This window comes from Stenotrophomonas terrae, from assembly GCF_039674165.1.
GTDB classification, from domain to species: domain Bacteria; phylum Pseudomonadota; class Gammaproteobacteria; order Xanthomonadales; family Xanthomonadaceae; genus Stenotrophomonas; species Stenotrophomonas terrae_A.
This window is the reverse complement of sequence record NZ_JBDJMY010000010.1, coordinates 1-15,800: the sequence shown is the minus strand read 5'-3', so window position 1 is coordinate 15,800 and position 15,800 is coordinate 1. Positions and strand designations below refer to the sequence as shown.

General features: G+C 64.4%; 10 protein-coding genes. 3 read left to right on the top strand and 7 right to left on the bottom strand.

Features of this window, described 5'->3' with window-relative positions; translation table 11 throughout:
- Positions 1 to 119 precede the first annotated feature (119 nt).
- Positions 120 to 1,040 (top strand): LpxL/LpxP family Kdo(2)-lipid IV(A) lauroyl/palmitoleoyl acyltransferase, encoded by a 921-nt coding sequence (locus tag ABE493_RS06485; RefSeq protein ID WP_346498127.1) that lies wholly within the window; start codon positions 120 to 122, stop codon positions 1,038 to 1,040.
- Positions 1,041 to 1,053: 13 nt separating this feature from the next.
- Here the strand turns inward: ABE493_RS06485 and ABE493_RS06480 are convergent, their stop codons facing one another.
- The 5 genes from ABE493_RS06480 to ABE493_RS06460 form a co-directional block, all read right to left on the bottom strand.
- The gene (locus ABE493_RS06480; RefSeq protein ID WP_346498208.1) at positions 1,054 to 2,388 is read right to left on the bottom strand and encodes an O-antigen ligase family protein; all 1,335 of its coding nucleotides are present in this window, start codon (positions 2,386 to 2,388) and stop codon (positions 1,054 to 1,056) included.
- The gene (locus ABE493_RS06475; protein WP_346498126.1) at positions 2,369 to 3,481 is read right to left on the bottom strand and encodes a glycosyltransferase; all 1,113 of its coding nucleotides are present in this window, start codon (positions 3,479 to 3,481) and stop codon (positions 2,369 to 2,371) included. Before ABE493_RS06475 ends, ABE493_RS06480 begins: the two co-directional genes overlap by 20 nt.
- Positions 3,482 to 3,492: 11 nt before the next feature.
- Positions 3,493 to 3,690, bottom strand: coding sequence for a zinc-finger domain-containing protein (locus tag ABE493_RS06470; RefSeq protein ID WP_346498125.1), 198 nt, complete (start codon positions 3,688 to 3,690; stop codon positions 3,493 to 3,495).
- Positions 3,691 to 3,936: 246 nt separating this feature from the next.
- Positions 3,937 to 6,681, bottom strand: a complete 2,745-nt coding sequence (locus tag ABE493_RS06465; protein ID WP_346498124.1) for a M16 family metallopeptidase — start codon at positions 6,679 to 6,681, stop codon at positions 3,937 to 3,939.
- Positions 6,682 to 6,863: 182 nt separating this feature from the next.
- Entirely contained in the window at positions 6,864 to 8,066 is a 1,203-nt protein-coding gene (locus ABE493_RS06460; RefSeq protein ID WP_346498123.1) for an HlyD family secretion protein, read from the bottom strand.
- Between the two features lie 347 nt (positions 8,067 to 8,413).
- Between ABE493_RS06460 and ABE493_RS06455 the strand changes: the two genes are divergently transcribed.
- Positions 8,414 to 8,779, top strand: a complete 366-nt coding sequence (locus tag ABE493_RS06455) for a helix-turn-helix transcriptional regulator (protein ID WP_346498122.1) — start codon at positions 8,414 to 8,416, stop codon at positions 8,777 to 8,779.
- A 228-nt stretch (positions 8,780 to 9,007) separates the two neighbouring features.
- Here ABE493_RS06455 and ABE493_RS06450 read toward each other — a convergent pair whose 3' ends face one another.
- Together ABE493_RS06450 and ABE493_RS06445 are read right to left on the bottom strand one after the other, a co-directional pair.
- Positions 9,008 to 11,299, bottom strand: coding sequence for an NADP-dependent malic enzyme (locus tag ABE493_RS06450; protein ID WP_346498121.1), 2,292 nt, complete (start codon positions 11,297 to 11,299; stop codon positions 9,008 to 9,010).
- A 233-nt stretch (positions 11,300 to 11,532) separates the two neighbouring features.
- Complete coding sequence (locus ABE493_RS06445) at positions 11,533 to 12,867, bottom strand: dicarboxylate/amino acid:cation symporter (protein WP_346498120.1); 1,335 nt, start codon at positions 12,865 to 12,867, stop codon at positions 11,533 to 11,535.
- A gap of 190 nt (positions 12,868 to 13,057) precedes the next feature.
- Here ABE493_RS06445 and ABE493_RS06440 point away from each other — a divergent pair, with 190 nt between their 5' ends.
- Positions 13,058 to 15,700: a PAS-domain containing protein gene (locus ABE493_RS06440; protein WP_346498119.1), complete on the top strand. Its 2,643-nt coding sequence runs from the start codon at positions 13,058 to 13,060 to the stop codon at positions 15,698 to 15,700.
- Positions 15,701 to 15,800: the final 100 nt, after the last annotated feature.

Genomic DNA, 15,800 nt, shown 5'->3' with positions numbered 1-15,800 from the left:
GTTGCCTTTGCCTTTGCCTTTGCAGTTGCCTTTGCCTTTGCAGTCGCCTTAGCAGTTGCCATTGCCCTGCCCTCCTCGCCGCTGCTCCCGCCTTCACCGCGGTGGCTTAGAATCGACGCATGTCCGATTCGCCTTCCACCGCCACCCGGCCCTCGCTCCTGCAGCCACGCCACTGGCCCACCTATGCCTGGCTTGGCATTGCCTTCATCGCCGCACGCCTGCCATGGACGCTGCAGCGCGCACTGGGCCGTGGCATTGGCTGGCTGGCCCTGCACCTGGCGCGCAGTCGCCGCCGCGCCGCCGTGGTCAATCTCAAGCTGTGCTTCCCGGAAAAGGACGAGGCCTGGCGGCAGCGCCTGCTGCGTGACAGCTTCGACGCACTTGGCGTAGGGGTGTTCGAATTCGCCCGTGCCTGGTGGGGCAAGATCGACGTCATCCGCCCGCAGGTGCAATGGGAAGGCCTGGAGCACCTGAAGGCATTGCAGGCCGAGGGCCGCGGCGTATTGCTGGTATCAGGCCACTTCATGACCCTGGAAATGTGCGGCCGCCTGCTCTGCGATCACGTACCGCTGGCCGGCATGTACCGCAAATACCGCAACCCGGTGATGGAATGGGCGGTGAAGAGCGGCCGGCTGAAATATGCCTGCGCGATGTTCGCCAACGAAGACATCCGCGCCACCGTGCGGCATCTGAAAAAAGGCGGTTTCCTCTGGTATGCACCGGACCAGGACATGCGCGGCAAGGACTCGGTATTCGTACCGTTCTTCGGCATGCCGGCATCCACCATCACCGCCACCCACCAATTCGCACGCATGACCGGTTGCGCCGTGGTGCCTTATTTCCATCGCCGTGTTGGCAGCGCCTACGTGCTGAAAATCGCCCCGCCGCTGCCCGACTTCCCCACCGATGACGTGGTTGCCGACACCGCCAAGGTCAACGCCGCCATCGAGGAAATGGTGCGCGAGGCACCAGCGCAATACCTGTGGATACACCGCCGGTTCAAGCGCCAGCCCGAAGGCCGCAGCGACTTCTACGACTGAGCCGCTTGCCGCCTCAGTCGCCGCGCTTGTCCGGCTCGGCCAGCAGCGCACCGGCATACAGCGCCGCCAGCATCACCGTCAGCCCGCCCCAGAACGCGGAATAGAACGCCAGATGGGTATTGAACGGGAATACCGTTACCGCCAGTGCCACCGCTGCCGGGCGTGCGCGTTCGCGCGCCTCGGGCCCGGAATAGATCCAGGCCCGCAGCGCCATCGCCGCACCGGCAATCCATAGCAGCAAGCCGAGCAGGCCGGTTTCGGCAAGGATCTCCAGCACGATCTGGTGCGCGTGCAGCGCTGGGCCATCGCCCCACACCGGCGCCTGCGACGCATCCGGATTGCAGTGCGGATACGCCTCACGGAAACCACGCGCGCCCACCCCGTTGATGGGATGTTCGCGCACCATGCACAGCGCGGCCGCCCAGATCTGCGCCCGCCCGGACAAGGCTTCATTGATGCCATGAGCGCCGTCACCGAAGGCCATCGCGGTACGCTCGAAACGCTCACGCACCTGGCTGGAACCGGCAGCCACCGCAGCGACGCCAATCACCCCTGCCAGTATCAGCAACAGCAGCCACTTGCCACCGAGCAGCCGCCAACCGGAAACCAGCAGCACCAGGCCGTAGGTGATCAGCGACGCGCGCGAACCGGCATACACCAGCACCACACCCACCACCGCAGCGGCCAGCACCCAGCTCCAACGGCCCCAACGCAGGCCCACGAAAAACAGCAGGAACGGCGACAGGCTGGCCAGCACCTGGCCGAATTTCAGATTGCACGGCCCGAAGATGCCGGCCAGGCGATCGGCCATGGCTGCTTCTTCCGGTGAACACAGGCCGTGCCCGCTTAGCAGCCATTTGAGCTGGTCCAGGCCCCAGAACAAGGGGCTGGTTCCGGCAAAGGCCTGCAGCAAGGCATCGAACGCCCACACTCCCGTCACCAAGGCCAGACCACCAAAGGTGAGGCGCCGGCGTTGCGGGGTGGCCACCGCGATGGCCACCAACCACATGAAAGGTAGATAACGCAGGCCACCACCAACTTTGCCCCAGACTTTGCCCGCATCTTCGGCACCCAGCGCCGAACCCAGCTGCGGCAACCAATAGGCACAGAACAGCACGCTGGTCAGGGCCAACGCGGGCACACCCAATAGACTGCGGATGCCCGCACCTTTTTTCAGGCGCAGCAGCAACAAGCGCAGCACGGTGAACAAGGCACCCAGCACCAGCACCGACTCGGCAATGCCCGGCAGCGGCAGCAGGGCCACGTAGGCAATCACCCATACCGGCGCCCACCACCCGGGCTGGCGCGGAGGGGCGGCAAAGGACGGCTCAGCCAGCGAGTTCTGCATAGACATCCAGGGTGGCACGTTGCATGGCCTGCAACGTATACGGAATCCGCCGTGGCAGCAGCGGTGGGTTGCCCAGCAGGGCCAGCACGCACTGTGTCAGCTGCGCCATGTCCGCGTAGTCCACCGCGCCGGAAGGCTGCAGCTGACCGAGCAGCTCACCCACGCCGCCATGGTTCCAGCCTGCAACCGGGCGGCCGACCGCCAAGGCCTCCAATACGGTACGGCCAAATGCCTCCGGCTTGTCGGACAGCTGCAACACCAGATCGCTGGCGGCATAGGCTTCGGCAATGCGGGTGGTGGGTTCGCTGAGCACCAGCTGGCCGGCTACACCCAGCGTCTGCGCCAACTGCTCCAGCTCGCGCACATAGGCTTCGCGGCCGGGCTCACGCACACCGGGCATCCACAACACCGCCGGCCGGCCGGCGTTCTGCAATGCTGCCAGCAGCTGCAAGGCGTATGCATGCCCTTTCAGCCGGGTACCCCGGCCCGGCAACAACAGCAGCGGCAGTTCGCTGCCCAACTGCGGGTGGCGCGCGGCCAACGCCAGACGCGGGCGCCGGTCGCTGCGCTCCACGCGCGGGAACTGGGCCACATCCACGCCGCGCGGTATCACCCGCAGCTTGGCCGGATCGGTCTGTGGATAGTGCTGCTGCAGGTAGTCACGCACGGTCTGCGATACGCAGATCACCCGCTCCCCGCTGGCCATGATGCCGCTGTAGCGGCCGGCCGAATTCAGCCCGTGCATGGTGGTCAGCCAATGCGGGCGCTGCGCTGCCGGCATGCCACGCAAGGCGTACCAGCCCAGCCATGCCGGCAGCCGCGAACGCGCGTGCACGATGTCGGCACCGGCTTCACTGAACAGGCGCCGCAACGAGGCCACATGGCGCAGGGTAAACAGCGACTTGCGGCCGATGTCCAAGGTCAGATGCTCGGCGCCACTGTCCAGCAGCGGCTGCAGCAGTCGGCCACCTGCGGACACGACAATGGCCCGGTGACCGGCAGCCACCAGTGCCGCGGCGATTTCCAGGGTTGAACGCTCGACGCCGCCGGAATGCAGCGCCGGCAGCAACTGCACCACCGTCAAACGGCGCATCGGTCGGCGGTTCAGTCAGCCAGCACGAATACCGAACCGCAATACGGGCAGGCTGCCTCGCCATTGGGTTCGTCCTCGATCGGCAGGTAAACCCGCGGATGCGAGTTCCACAGCGCCATTTCCGGCGTCGGGCAGCTCAGCGGCAGGTCAGCGCGATGTACGGTGTAACGCTTCTCGGCATTGGCGGGCGCGGTTGCGGTATGGCTCATGGCGTCATTCACGAAAAAAACGGGTCCGCGCAATTCTAGCAGTGCCGGGCCAACGCGGCCGCCCGTGCAGCAACCGGCTCGGCAGATACAAGGGCGAGGAACCTGAAGCGGGGCCAGCCGCGCCGATGAATCCGCCCCGTCTGGTCAGGGCACTGCCGACCTGGGGCAGATAACAGGGCCGGCGAGCCGGGCACACCTTGGCAGACAGCAGAATCGGGGCTGCGACAGACAGCCCCGGGTAACCGCTTACTTGAAGTCACCGGCAACAAACACGCTCAGTTGCTCGGGTTTGAGGTGCTTGCGGATGGCGGCATTGACCTGCTCCACCGTCAGCGCCTGATAGGCGGCATCGCGCTGCGCTTCAAAGCGCATGTCACGACCATAGTAAAGATGGTCGCTCAGCAACCCGGCGACAGCGCCATCGACCGCGCGCGACTGCTCGCGCGCCACCTTCTTCTCCGCTACGGCGTCCCGCAGTTCCTGCGCGGTGATGCCGTCGGCAACCAGCCGCGCCAATTCCTCGCGCAGGGCTGCTTCCAGCTTGGCCATGTTCTCCGGCGCGGCAATGGCCTGGATGCTGACACTGCCGTTGTCGTCGCGCCCTTCGCGGCTTTCGTCGGCGCTCAGGCCCGCACCGACGTTGTAGCTCAGGCCCTCTTTCTGGCGGATGCGCTCGGCAAGCCGCGCCTTTAGCGGATCGGCACCGAGAATGCCGATGGCGATGTTCAGCGCCGGGAAGTCCGCATCGGCCAGATTGATCGAGACATTCTGCCGCGCCAGCAACACCGCATTGGGTTTGTCGGGAGTTGAAAAACGCTCGTGCTTGGCGGCCACTTCGCGGTAATGGGTGCTGATCGGCGCATACGCACGCGGCGCCTTCCAGTCGGCAAACAAGGCCTGCAGTTCGGCCTTCATCGCCACCGGATCGAAATCGCCGACCACGGCGATCTCACCGACAGAGCTGCCGTAGAAGGCCTGATGGTAGGCGCGGATATCCTCGGCCTTGATCGCCTTCAGGCGTGCCAGCGACTGATCAATCGACTCCACATGCAGTGGATGGCCAACCGGCCACGGATCGAAGTACTGGCTCAGCGCCATCGAGGCGAGCGTGCCCGGCTCCTTGCGCTGGAACTCCAGGCCGGTGATGGCCTGCAGCCGCAACTGCTCGAACTGATCGGCGGGAAACGCCGGATGGCGCAGCACATCGGCGGCTAGACGCAGCGCCTCCAGCAGCGTCTCGCGCTTGCCGTTGAGGCGGATGGCAGCCCCCTGCGCGCCGCCGCTGACCTGCGCCTGTGTATTGAGCGCATCAAAACGCGCGGCAATCTGCCCACGGTCCATGCGCTCGCTGCCCATCATCAACATCGGCCCTACCCAGCTGCCGGCGTAGCTGCGGCCGGTGATGGACAGCTCATCTGCAAAGTGAAAGCTGGCATCCAGGGTTACGGTCTGCCCGCGATTGCGCTTTGGCAGCAGCGATACCCGCAGGCCATCGCCAATGACGAAGCTCTCGGTACGCGCGGCGATGTTCTCCAGGCTGGGCTCGAACGCCTCCCCGGCAGCAACGGCAACGCGGCCTTTGTAGCCGTCCACCAGGCTGGCAACCGCCGGCGCTGCGGAAATGGCCGCACGGTCCGGCGCCGCGGTCGGCACAAAACGGCCAACGGTGCGGTTCTGCGGCTTCAGATAGGCAGCCGCGACACGGTTGACGTCGCTCGCGGTGACGCCGTCGATGGCATCGCGCTGCACGAACAGCAGCCGCCAGTCACCGGCCGCCTGGTATTCGGACAAGGCCATCGCCATCGCATTGACGTCACTGGCGCGCTTTTCGATGGCATTGCCGATACGTTGCTTGGCCGCCGCAACTTCCGCCTCGGTGACAGGGCTGGCGACGATGGCTTCGGCCTGCTTGAGCAGCTCGGCTTCGGCCCTGGCCGGATCACCTTCCTTGGGCAGCGCCGCAACCAGGGTGAACAAACCGGGATCACGCAGGGTCTCACCGCTGGCACCGGCAAACGCGACCAGCTTGGGTTCCTGCAAGACCTTGTACAGGCGCCCGTTCGGGTTGTCGCCGAGTACGTTGCCCAATACAGACAGCGGCGCGCTGTCGGCCTGCGCAAGAGCGGGAACGTGATAGCTGGCGGCAATCAATGACAGCTCGCTGCTGCGGCGTACCGTGACTTCACGTTCGCCGTCCTGCACCGGCTCCACCGTATGGAAAGCCGGCATGACCCGCGCAGGCTTCTGCAAGGGCGCGAAGTGGGCGGCAACGCGCGCCAGCACTTTCCCATTGTCGATACGCCCGGCGATGATCAACATCGCATTGTCCGGCTGATACCAGGTGCGGTAGAACGCCTGCAGGTTGCCGATCGGCACGTTCTCCACGTCCGAACGCGCACCAATGGGCATGTTGGCGTAGTTGTGCCAGTCAAAGGCCACCGAGCGCATGCGTTTCATCAATACGCCGACCGGGTTGTTGTCACCGGCTTCCATTTCGTTGCGGACCACGGTCATCTCGCTGTCCAGGTCGGCCTTGGCCACCTTGGAATTGAGCATGCGGTCCGCTTCCAGCCCCAGCAGCCAGTCCAGGGTGTCGTCGTTGGTGGGGAACGAGGCAAAGTAGTTGGTGCGGTCCAGCGAAGTGGTCGCATTCTTGTCGACGCCGCGCTGCTGCATTTCACCGGGAATATCCGGATGCTTGGGCGTGCCCTTGAACATCAGGTGTTCAAGCAGGTGTGCCATGCCGGTCTCGCCGTAGTTCTCGTGCAGCGAACCCACGCCATAGACCAGGTTGACGGTCACCGTCGGCTTGCTGGCATCGGCAAACAGCAAGACCCGCAAGCCGTTCTGCAGCCGGTACTCACAGACGCCTTCAACACAGGGGCCCGCCTGCACGCTTCTGGGCAGCGTGGCCGCCGCCTGTTCTGCCTGTGCCAACGGCGCCCATGCCAACGAGAGCGCGACGGCCCAGGCACAACAAGATAGTTTCATCATCCGGATCCAGTCCTCGGTAGTGCGATCAGTACACCCATCCCTGCGCGTACCCTGCCCTGAATTCCATCGGGCAAGTGGATAACGCCCCCCCATCATCGCAAACCCAACGGCGCTGTGGCACCCCGAAGGCGGTTCCACACACTGCAATGATTGGATGCATCGGTAGCAGCTACGCCAACTCAACGCCCACCCAACCAGCCACCAAACGAATACATCGGTGCCAGCAGACGATCACTCAGCGGCGCGCGCTCACCACTGACCTGCGCATCCAGCATCATCCCCGGCTTGAGCGGCTCCATCCTGCCGTGCGCCAGAATGGCCTGATTGGTCAACTCCACGGTGACGCGATAGAAGGCTTCCCTCACCGCTGGCAGCTCCGCGGCGAAGCTGGCCTGCTCACTGTCCACCGCGGTGCGGCTGATATGCGCGATGGTGCCGTGCTGCGCACCGAACTTCTGATGCGGGAACGCCTGGTAGCGCAGCACCACACGGTCGCCGGGCGCCATCGCCCCGATCGCACGTCCTGGCACCAGCAACTCGGCCTGCAGCCGCCCATCGCCGGGCAGCAGGCTGAGCAACGGCTGGCCCAGGCGCACCGATTGCCCCGGCTTGACCATCTGCGCAACCACCACGCCATCCACCGGCGCCTTCACCAACAACGCCGCATTGGCTTCGTTCTCGACCCGATCCAACCGCAGCTGCGCCAGATGCTCGGCATAGGCGGCATCGTTGGCCTTACGCCGGCCGGGCAGTTCACCCATGGCCTGCTTGAGCTGGGCAATCAGCCGCTGTGTTGCCGCCTGTTGCCGTCGCAGCGACTGCAGTTGCGCGGTGTAGTCCAGCACCAGCGCCTCCTGCTGCTCGGCTGCGGCGAGGCCTGCGGCGGAAGCAGCTTCAAACCCGCGTTTCCGGGTCAGCACATCGCCGGCGATGCGGATCAGCTCGCGCCGTGTACGTATCTGCAGATCGATCTGCTGCGCTTCGACGCGGGCGGCCTGCATCTGCTCGTGCAAACCGGTCGACTGTGCCGCCAGTTGTTCCTTGTAGGCCTCACGCGCCAGCACGATGCTGTCTTCCTTCTGCTGCAGGCCGTACTCAAAGGCCAGATTGGCATCGCCGATATCAGGCATCGCCCGCGCGGTGGTTACCAGTGCCAGGGTGTCGCCCTCCACCACCCGCTTGCCGTCATCCACATCCAGCCAGCGCACCACCCCGGCAACCGGCGCCAGTACCGTTGCCATTCCCTGCACCGGCACCAATCGGCCGGCAATGGTTGCCGATTCATTGCCACTGCGGATGGCCAGCGCCGCCAACGCGATCAGCACGCCCGTCAATGTACCCATCAAATACAGAGACAGTTTCCACGGCTGACTGAATTCCATCAGTGACCTCCAATGCCGAGCAGCAGCCTGCAGTTTTTCACTCGTAGTGGTTTGCGCCACGCTTGCACCATTGGTTCAACGCTTAAGAAAAAAGCTCGTCAAGCTGTCGGCGTTTTACGAACAAGCTCTGGCTGAAAGTACTTTCCGCACTGCAGCGTAGCGACATCAAACAAAGCAGGGAGCAGGTGCAAGTTACATTGGCAAAAGTCGTCAATATTGATGACGACCCCGGTTCCGATAATCCAAGAACGTAATGAACATTGACAATAAGTCTTTGCCGACTGCGCAAGCTCGCAATGGCTTAGGCTTTTAGTCGGCTCTCATGGTCAACGCTCGAGGAGAAATTTATGCATGACCATCTGGGAATCCGCATCCGCAAAGCGCGGAGAAAGATGAGGATGACGCAGGCGGAGTTGGCAGGCCAACTGAAGGTGAGCCGTAGTGCAGTAGGAAACTGGGAAAGTCCAACGGGTATATCGCCCAGCACCATGCGCTTGATCACCATCGCACTGGTCACCGATGTTTCGTTCGAATGGCTGGCAACCGGGCGTGGTGAACTTGACGCCATTTCCGCAGCCACGCCCAACGAGAATGCGGAGCTTGTGGATGATCCATCCGAACGCAGGTTGCTGCTGGCCTACCGCTCGTGCCGCGCGGCCACGCGAAAGCTGGTGCTGCAGATAGTGGAAGCGCAGAAGATCCATCAGTTCTGATCGGCAGCGGCGCCCGAGGGCTACATCGGCGCCGCTTGTGCAACACGATAGACAGGCTCCTTTGTAGGAGCGGCGTAAGCCGCGAAGCAGGAGCCCCATCAGATGGAAGAGCGCCTGGCACTTCAGGAATATTGGCTTCGCGGCTTACGCCGCTCCTACAAAACAGCGCTGCTGCAAAAAACAAAGCCGGCACAAGGCCGGCTTTGTTTGACACATGCAGGTTGGCAATCAACCGGCGCGGTCGGCTTCCATCTGCTTGCGGATCTGCGCATCCACCGCGGCGATCGCGGTCATGTTCAGTACGCGGCGCGAGCTGGCGCTGCTGGTGAGGATATGCACCGGCTTGGTCATGCCCATCAGGATCGGACCAATTGCCACGCCATTGGTGAACACGCGCACCAGGTTGTAGGCGATGTTGGCCGCTTCCAGGTTGGGCAGCACGAACAGGTTGGCACGGCCCTTCAAGGTGCTGTTGGGCAGCAGCTTGTCGCGCAGTGCTTCATCCCATGCGGTATCGCCCTGCATTTCACCGTCCACGTTCAAGCGCGGGTTGCGCTTGAGCAGCGCCTCACGCACCTGACGCATCTTCAGCGCGTCCTTGGAATCGTGGCTGCCGAAGTTGGAATGCGACAGCAATGCGATCTTCGGCTCGATGCCAAACAGCTTCATGCGGAAGGCCGCCTGCAGCGTGGACTCGACGATCTGCTCGACGCTGGGATCTTCCTGCACGTGCGTATCGACGAAGAAGAACACGCCCTGATTGTTGATCACGCCGGTCATCGCCGAGGTCGAGCTGACCTTGGCCTCCAGCGGAATCACGCTGCGCACATAGCCCAGCTTCTTGTGGAAGCGGCCAACCAGGCCCGACAGCATCGCATCGGCCTCGCCACGGGCAACCATCACCGCCGCGATCAGGGTCGGGCGCGAGCGCATCAGGTTCTTGGCGGCGGCCACGGTGACGCCCTTGCGGCCGGTCATCTCGTGGTAGTACTGCCAGTAGTCGTTGAAGCGCGGGTCGTCGTTGATGTTGGTGACTTCAAAATCAACGCCGGCACGCATGCGCAACGCCAGGCGCTCGATGCGGGCTTCGATCACTTCCGGGCGGCCGATCAGGATCGGGAAGGCCACGCCTTCGTCGATCACGTTCTGCACCGCCTGCAGCACCACTTCTTCCTCGCCCTCGGCGTAAACCACGCGCTGCTTGTCCGAACGCGCACGGTCGTAGACCGGCTTCATGAACAGACTGGTGCGGTAGACGAACTGGGCCAGCTTGTCGCGGTAGGCCGCCATGTCGGCGATCGGCCGCGTAGCAACGCCCGAATCCATCGCGGCCTGGGCCACGGCGGCGGACAGCTCCACCAGCAGGCGGCGGTCGAACGGGCGCGGAATCACATAGTCGCGACCGAAGCTGGGCACGTCACCGCCGTAAGCGGCGCCAAGATCGGAGGCTTCCTTGCGTGCCAGCGCGGCAATCGCGCGCACGCAGGCAACCTTCATTTCTTCGTTGATGGTGGTGGCGCCCACGTCCAGCGCACCACGGAACAGATACGGGAAGCACAGCGCGTTGTTGACCTGGTTCGGGTAATCCGAACGGCCGGTACCCATGATCAGGTCCGAACGCACCGAATTGGCGTCTTCCGGCAGGATTTCCGGGTAGGGGTTGGCCAGGGCGAAGATGACCGGATCACGCGCCATGCTGGCGACCATGTCCTTGGTCAGGATGCCGCCGGCCGACAGGCCCAGGAAGATGTCGGCGCCGTCGACGATCTCGGCCAGGGTGCGTTTGTCGGTGTCGCGGGCGTAGCGCGCCTTTTCCGGGTCCAGGTCGGTACGCCCGGTGTGGATCACGCCGTCGCGGTCATAGGCCAGGATGTTTTCCGGCTTCAAACCCAACGAAACCAGCATATTGACGCAGGAAATACCCGCCGCGCCCATGCCGGTGGTGGCCAGCTTGACCTCTTCGATCTTCTTGCCGGTGATGCACATGGCGTTGAGCACGGCGGCGCCGACGATGATCGCGGTGCCGTGCTGGTCGTCATGGAACACCGGGATGTTCATCCGCTCGCGCAGCTTGCGCTCGACGATGAAGCATTCCGGTGCCTTGATGTCTTCCAGGTTGATGCCGCCGAAGGTCGGCTCCAGCGAAGCGATGATCTCGACCAGCTTGTCCGGGTCGTTCTCGTTGATTTCGATGTCGAAGACGTCGATTCCGGCAAACTTCTGGAACAGTACGCCCTTGCCTTCCATCACCGGCTTGCCGGCCAGCGGGCCGATGTTGCCCAGGCCCAGCACGGCGGTGCCGTTGGTGATGACGCCGACCAGGTTGCCGCGTGCCGTCATCTCGCTGGCCATGGCGGGGTCGGCCATGATCGCTTCGCAGGCATGTGCCACACCCGGCGAATACGCCAGCGACAGGTCGCGCTGGGTCAACATGGGCTTGGTTGCCACCACCTTGATTTTGCCAGGCGGCGACATCCGGTGGTATTCGAGGGCGGCCTGCTTGAAATCTTCGTTGGACATCGAGTTGTGGGCGCTAATGGGCAAGAAGGACGGGAGATGATAACGCCGTTAAGGCAGTTGGACCTGTCGCTATGCTGTCGCACGAATGCTGCAAGTGCACAATTCGGATCTATCCACACCACGGCGTGCGCAACAGTTTCGGCCCTGATAGTGACAAGCACAGGACGCAAAAAAGTCGCGGGGCCGCCTGTTCGTCAGCAGGCCCCGCGCAAAAACGCACACACAGGTAAACCTCAAACCTTTGCTGTCGGTACCGTTGGGGGCAATTCCGACGGCTCAACGCCATCGAGCACCAGCGCCAGGCGCTGCCGATCCAGCGCCCCTTCCCAACGCGACACCACGACCGTGGCCACCGCATTGCCGATGAAATTGGTCAAGGAGCGGCATTCGCTCATGAAACGGTCCACGCCCAGGATCAATGCCATGCCGGCTACCGGCACCTCCGGCACCACCGCCAAGGTGGCAGCCAGGGTGATGAAGCCCGCACCGGTGACCCCGGCCGCGCCCTTGGAACTGAGCATGGCGACCAGCAGCAGCGCGATCTGGTGACCCAGGCTCAACTCGGTATTGGTGGCCTGGGCAATGAACAACGCCGCCAGGGTCATGTAGATGTTGGTGCCATCGAGGTTGAACGAATAGCCGGTTGGCACCACCAGCCCAACCACCGACTTGCCGCAACCGGCCTTCTCCATCTTCTCCATCAGCGAAGGCAGCGCCGATTCGGATGAGGAAGTGCCCAGCACCAGCAGCAGTTCGGCCTTGAGGTAACGGGCCAGCTTGAGCACCGAGAACCCGCACAGGCGCGCCACCGCGCCCAGGATCACCACCACGAACAGCAGCGAGGTCAGGTAGAAGGAGCCCACCAGCCAGGCCAGATTGACCAGCGAGGCAATGCCGTATTTGCCGATGGTGAAGGCAATGGCGCCAAACGCACCGATCGGCGCGGCGCGCATCAGCAGGTGCACCAGCTTGAATACCGGCGTGGTCAGCGCTTCGAGCAGGTTCAACACCGGCCGGCCTTTTTCGCCGACCGAAGCCAGCGCGATACCGAACAGCACCGCCACGAACAGCACCTGCAGGATGTTGTCACCGACGAACGGGCTCAGCAGGGTCTTGGGAATGATGTCCAAGGCAAAGCCCACCAGGGTCAGCTCATGCGAGCGCTGCACATAGCCTTCCACCGCACTCTGGTCCAGATCGGCCGGATTGATGTTCATGCCGGCACCGGGCTGCACCACATGTGCCACCACCATGCCCACTACCAGGGCCAGGGTGGAGAAAAACATGAAATACGCCATCGCCTTGGCAAACACGCGGCCAACGCTGCGCAGATGGGTCATGCCGGCGATGCCGGTGACGATGGTCAGGAAAATCACCGGCGCGATGATCATCTTCACCAGTTTGATGAAGGCATCGCCCAGCGGTTTGAGCTGCTCGGCGAACACCGGCTCGAAATGCCCCAACAGCACACCCAGCGCTATCGCGACCAGCACCTGTACGTAGAGCTGGCGGTAAAGCGGCAGCCGGCGCCCCGCAGGGGTAGCGACAGTGGCGGAAGCGGCATGCATGGGGGAAACCTCGAAGATTCACTGACTGCCGGCTTTTTTACCGGCCCCCGCGCGCAACGCCGATAACGCATTGGTGTTAAGACAGCCCTCCGGCGCACCCGCATCCGCGCTACCGGCCCGCCTGCGGCAGTGGCAAATAACCGGACAAGACCTATGGCACTGCGCCGCGATGGTGCCGGACCATCGGTACATGCCGTTCTTCCCCACCCATCGGCGCCGTATGCGCTGGCTGCTGCCGCTCACCGCCGCACTCGCCATCGCGGCGATCGGGCTGACGGCGCTGCGCCATTTCGAGCGCAGCAGTCTTGCCAGCGAAGCGGTGCGGGCGCAGACCCAGCTGCATCTTCATGGCGAAGCCCTGCAGGCGCTGATCGAGCGCCACCGCGTACTGCCGGCGGTGTTGGCGCTGGATCCGGATGTGCGCGCGTCACTGTCACAGGCCGCGCTGGGCAAACCGGAACTGGACCGTCTCAATCGCAAGCTGGAGCGCGTCAATGGCGTGGCAGCCACCTCCACCCTCACCCTGCTCGATCGCAATGGCGTGGCACTGGCAGCCAGCAACTGGCGGATGAACCGCAGTACCAACGTCGGCAACAGCTATCAGTTCCGCCCCTACTTCCGCCAGGCAATGCAGGAAGGCAGCGGCACTTTCTACGCCGAAGGCGTCACCACCGCCATGCCCGGCTATTTCCTGTCCGAAGCGGTGCGCGACGACACCGGCAAGGCGGTCGGCGTGGTGGTGGTAAAAGTGGTGCTGCGGCCACTGGAGCAGACTTGGGACGACTCCGCCGACACGGTTTTCGCCAGCGACAGCCATGGCGTGATCTTCCTCTCCAGCTACCGGCCCTGGCGCTACCTCACCCTGCATGCGCTGGGCCCGGGTGTACGCGAGGAACTGCAGCGCACGCGCCAGTACGCGCAGCTGCCGCAGCACCAGCTGCGGCGCTCTCCGGGCACCTCGCTGGGGCCGAACCAGCAACGCGTGCAGCTGGCAGATGCCGGCGAGGTGATCTGGGTATCGCAACAGCTGCCGCAACAGCAATGGACCCTTCATCTGCTGCGCAGCACCGCCGCCAGTACTGCCAGTGCGCGCAGCTTTGCCGGCGCGCTGATGGCCAGCCTTATCGCGCTGTTGTTGCTGGGCTACGGGCTATGGCAACGGCAGCGGCTGGCACGCCTGCGCGAGCGCAGCCGCCACGAACTGGAGCAGTTGGTGGAGCAGCACGCACAGGAACTGCGCACCACCGAAGATGGCGTTGTGCATGCCGCGCACGCGGCCGACTACGGCGAAAGCGCGAGCCTGCAGCATCTGCCGCAAGGCGTCTGCGTGGTCGATGCGCAGCTCAACCTGGTGGCATGGAACCGGCGCTACATCGAACTGTTCCGTTTCCCGCCGGGGCTGATCCAGGTAGGCCGGCCGATTGCCGACGTCTTCCACTACAACGCGCGGCGCGGTCTGCTTGGCCCGGGGCCGGTCGAGGAAGCGATCGAACGCCGCCTCAACCACCTGCGTTCGGCCACCCCGCATATGCATGAGCGCGAGAGCGGCGACGGCAATGTGATCGAGATCCGCGGCAATCCGCTGCCTGATGGCGGTTTTGTCACCAGCTATACCGATATCACCGCCTATCGCAACGCCGCCCGCGACCTGCGCTCATTGGCCGACACCCTCAGCCTGCGCGTCAGCGAGCGCACCCACGACCTGGCCGGCGCCAAGCGCCAGGCCGAAGAGGCCAACCAGGCCAAGACGCGGCTGGTAGCCGCTGCCGTACACGACCTGCTGCAACCCTTGAACGCAGCGCGCATGTTCCTGTCGGCCCTGCGCGGGCGTTTGACGGATGCCAGCTGCCGCGATATCGCCGACAACGTGGACAATGCGCTGACCGCGCAGGACGGCATCCTGACCAGCCTGCTGGACATCTCGCGGCTGGAGTCGGGCGCACTTGAAAAACGTGTCCGCGACTTCCCGCTGGAGCCGCTGCTGGAAGCGCTGACCATAGAGTTCGGCATCCTCGCCAATGCACGCGGCCTGCGTGTGCACCATGTGGCCACCAGTGCGGTGGTACGCAGCGACGAGGCGCTGCTGCGGCGCATCCTGCAGAACCTGTTGTCCAATGCCGTGCGCTACACCCGCAGCGGCCATATCGTCATCGGTTGCCGCCGCGACGGCGAGCAGCTGCGCATCGAAGTGCACGACACCGGCACGGGCATTCCGCAGGCACGCCAGCAGGAAATCTTCGAGGAGTTCCGTCGGCTCGACAACGCCGGCAGCGAAGAACCCGGCGCCGGCCTCGGCCTGGCCATCGTCGACCGCATCGCCCACCTGCTGGATCACCGTATCGGTCTGCGTTCCACGCCCGGGCGCGGCAGCGTGTTTTCGGTCACCCTGCCGCGCGGCGATGTCGGCTGCAGCGTATTGCCGGTGAACCCGCCAGAAGAAGCCCAGGCCGATTCCCTGCTGGCCGGTTGCCGGGCCTGGTGCATCGACGACGATCCGCGTATCAGCCTGGCCACACGCCTGCTGCTGGAACGTTGGGGCTGCCAGGTTGAATTTGCCGGCGGCGTGGAAGCGGCGCTGGCAGCGACCCGCTCGGACAATGTGCCCGACCTGTTGCTGCTGGATGTGCGCATGGGCGATATCAGCGGCCCTGCCTTGCTGCCAATGCTGGTCGAGTGCTGGGGCAGCGAGCCCGGTGTGATCCTGTTCACCGCCGAACAGGATCCCGAGCTGCGCCAGCTCGCACGCGAACGCAACTGGGGTTATGTCTCCAAGCAGGCGCGGACCGCGGCACTGCGCGCGTTGATGACGCATCTATATCAGCGCGGAAGTTGATTGGAAGGCCAAACCTGTAGTGGGGGGCGGGGAGCGGGCAGGGGGGCGGGGGGCAGGAGCCGCGGGGGGGGGGGGCGCGGCGAGCGCCGGCGGGGTGGGG